The following is a 2830-nucleotide window of genomic DNA, read 5'->3' as shown; positions in this document are numbered from 1 at the left end:
TCTGGGACCAGGTCTTGGCATGGAAGACACTCCTGATGATTAGATCACGGTGTCCACTGAACCGAAGGAACTTCCGCTTCGGCTTGAATGAATTGTTAGGCCCTACCACCCTTGAGCCTGTGCGAAAGACTCTAGCTGCTCCTGGATGCGAGAGGCCAGTTCTGGCGATGAGTAGAACGCGAGGTCAGGCGCGTCCACATCATCCTTGAAGGCAACGACCACCAGGCGCTCTGTCTTCCCATTTGCGACCACCTCGTACTCCCAGTTGCCGGTTTGCTCCACGGACAACGACTCAATTGACTGAGCAAGCTCGTCCGCACGGGCGGGTTCCAGGCCGGATGAAAAGGAGCGAGACAGCTCTGCAAGGAATGGTCGAATGCCTTCTTGGTCGAAGTTCATGGACGCCTCCGAAAGCCCAGAAGTGCTAATCGGCGGAGTCTCTTGCGCGCAAGACGTGCCCGAGAGTCCAAGAAGGAGAATTAGGGTTCCGATGAATCTCGTCATAGGCCTAACACCTAAGTTAAGCCGAGCTGCGTAGTGGAGCCAAGCACATGGCAAGCTGTATCTGCCATGTGCTTGGTGGAACGAAGCGGCTTCGGCTTGAACGCATTGTTAGGTTGCGGCCGACTGTGCCGTGGTGAGGCGCCGGGAAAGATGCTGTCCCAGCAAAGTTCCGGCGCTGACTCCGATCAAGGAGGTCGCCAGGGCAACGGCATTGAACGAGAGGATGTCGGTGACCGAAGGCGCCGCGCTTGTGGGCGCACCGATGCGGTGCAAGAAGTAGATCGTTGAGGCCCAAATAACGAGCCAGAGCAGGAGCGCCGGGACCCAAAATCCAGATCGCGCAACGAAGCCACCGAGCAGCGCTGATATGAACAATGTCAATCCGCCACTGACCGGGTCTGCCAAGAGGTGCTCAAGGTTGAGCAGCTCTCTTGCGAAGGACAACGCCCACGCCGCGGCCAGCATGACAACAATCCCTGCAAAAATCCGTCTGCTATTCATCTCTACACTCTCCTATAAGCAACCTAACACCTGAGTTAAGCCGACTTGCGTAGTGGAGCCAAAGCCATGGCAAGCTCCTTCTGCCATGGCTTTGGTGTAACGAAGCAAGTTCGGCTTGAACGAATTGTTAGGCCCCGTACCGCCAGCTATGACCGCATGCCTGACAGTGCATGCGCGATGCGCTGGTTGGGAACGGGGCCGATGCGATGAGGAATGTAGCAATTACGAGGGCACGTTGCCCGAAAGGAACGGAGCCAACTACCTCGGCAACTCCGCATGCAGGACATGCGTCAACGACCTCGGGATGCTCTGCAGCCAAGTCTTGCGAGAGAGTACCCGCATGGTAGGCAGCAACAATTTCCTGAGCGTGGGCCAAGTGTGCGCTGGGCACTTGTAGCGCAGCTCCGCCCAATGCCACAGACAAGGGCCAGTTGGCGATGATGTGCTGATCGCCTGCGACGCTGGCTGGAATCCCCTCAGCCTCAAGACGAGCGCGAAGGATATGCGCCTCCCAAGGATCAAAGTAGCGTCCGACCGTGGTGAGCATGATTTAGGGGCCTAACACCTAAGTTAAGCCGAGCTGCGTAGTGGAGCCAACCACATGGCAAGCTTTATCTGCCATGTGGTCGGCGGAGCGAAGTGGCTTCGGCTTGAACGCATTGTTAGGCACATGCCGGTGAAAATTGGCATCCGATGACAAATGGATGATCAAGGACCAGGTGAGAACCTAGCGACGCGGGCGCACTCGGCAGCCAAATAAGCCGTGTATACCGGCTCGAACTCTTTTCTGTACGGAGTCTGCTGCTCGAGCCACATGATGTTTGTCTGCGAGAAAATCAGTGCAGGAGCCAAAAAATCATCTTGCGCATTGAGCCTAAACTCTTGGACGAAGTTATTAAAAAATTTATCGTCACTGGCTCCCAAGGCCTTCGCCTTTGCAGCCTCGTTAGTCACACTCGATAGCATATTGCGCTCATGTGCGTAAACTGCAGCGTTTGCGATATTCGTACATGCCCAAGCGACTTGGCTTCGCTCTGAGTTTCCTGATAGCGTATCTCGGATATCGATTCTGATCTGCCCCGGGGCCGAATCTTGAGCAATAACTCCTGCCGAGAACGAGAAAATTAAAGCGGTGAGAATGGTGCAGCAAACTGCTCCATAGTTGTTCGAGTGACTCTTGGTTTCCATGATGTTCCCCCTGCGCCTAACACCTAAGTTAAGCCGAGCCGCGTAGTGGAGCGAAGCACATGGCAAGCTTTACCTGCCATGTGGTTTGCGGAACGAAGCGGCTTCGGCTTGAACGCATTGTTAGGCCTCAGCTCCGCCGGTGAAACGAAGACCTAGCCAGACTGCAGCAATGCCCACGAGGACGCTGCCAAGAATGTACAGCAGAGCAAGGCTGGTTTCTCCGCGCCGCAGGAGGGTGAGCGACTCCAGCCCGAACGCTGAGAAGGTAGTGAAGCCCCCGAGGATACCGGCGACCAGGAACAGGCGAACCGGCTCAGAGACGGATGTCTTGGAAAGAATGCCTACTAGCAGGCCGATCAGCAGACAGCCCAAACAATTGACAGCGAAAGTGGCCCACGGAAAGCGACCCGCCGGCGCAGCACCTAACCCGACGGCCACAGCGTAACGGGCCACCGAACCGATGAAGCCGCCGAGTCCTACCCACAAGTACTCGTTCATATGTGTTTGAGGCCTAACACCTGAGTTAAGCCGAGCCGCGAAGCGGCTGGGACTTCATCCGTTTTTGTTGACACTGACGTTGTATCACGCGGCCGCCTCAAACTGCACTGGCGACCGGTATCCCAGGCTCGAGTGCAAC

The 2830-nt window shown here is 56.2% G+C and carries 5 protein-coding genes; all 5 read right to left on the bottom strand.

All coding sequences use genetic code 11. From position 1 onward, the window contains the following. Positions 1-102: 102 nt before the first annotated feature. On the bottom strand, positions 103-399 hold the full coding sequence (locus tag ACW7G3_RS14150) for a hypothetical protein (protein ID WP_456983554.1): 297 nt from the start codon (positions 397-399) through the stop codon (positions 103-105). 213 nt (positions 400-612) lie between these two features. Next, positions 613-1005: a hypothetical protein gene (locus tag ACW7G3_RS14145; RefSeq protein ID WP_456983553.1), complete on the bottom strand. Its 393-nt coding sequence runs from the start codon at positions 1003-1005 to the stop codon at positions 613-615. A 127-nt stretch (positions 1006-1132) separates the two neighbouring features. Beyond that, positions 1133-1552, bottom strand: a complete 420-nt coding sequence (locus tag ACW7G3_RS14140) for a putative signal transducing protein (protein WP_456983551.1) — start codon at positions 1550-1552, stop codon at positions 1133-1135. Between the two features lie 161 nt (positions 1553-1713). Further along, complete coding sequence (locus ACW7G3_RS14135) at positions 1714-2193, bottom strand: hypothetical protein (protein WP_456983549.1); 480 nt, start codon at positions 2191-2193, stop codon at positions 1714-1716. A gap of 120 nt (positions 2194-2313) precedes the next feature. After that, a complete protein-coding gene (gene crcB / locus ACW7G3_RS14130) occupies positions 2314-2691 on the bottom strand; it encodes a fluoride efflux transporter CrcB (protein WP_456974532.1) in 378 nt (125 codons plus the stop codon). Positions 2692-2830: the final 139 nt, after the last annotated feature.

Source organism: Luteimonas sp. A478, from assembly GCF_054052025.1.
Note: the sequence above shows the minus strand (reverse complement) of the source record. Positions and strands in the feature narration are given on the sequence as shown.

What these genes read in the sequence shown, in the direction of transcription:
- ACW7G3_RS14150 (WP_456983554.1), bottom strand. Translation starts at nt 399, where the DNA reads ATGAACTTCGACCAAGAAGGCATTCGACCATTCCTTGCAGAGCTGTCT.
- ACW7G3_RS14135 (WP_456983549.1), bottom strand. Translation starts at nt 2,193, where the DNA reads ATGGAAACCAAGAGTCACTCGAACAACTATGGAGCAGTTTGCTGCACC.
- ACW7G3_RS14140 (WP_456983551.1), bottom strand. Translation starts at nt 1,552, where the DNA reads ATGCTCACCACGGTCGGACGCTACTTTGATCCTTGGGAGGCGCATATC.
- ACW7G3_RS14145 (WP_456983553.1), bottom strand. Translation starts at nt 1,005, where the DNA reads ATGAATAGCAGACGGATTTTTGCAGGGATTGTTGTCATGCTGGCCGCG.
- crcB (WP_456974532.1), bottom strand. Translation starts at nt 2,691, where the DNA reads ATGAACGAGTACTTGTGGGTAGGACTCGGCGGCTTCATCGGTTCGGTG.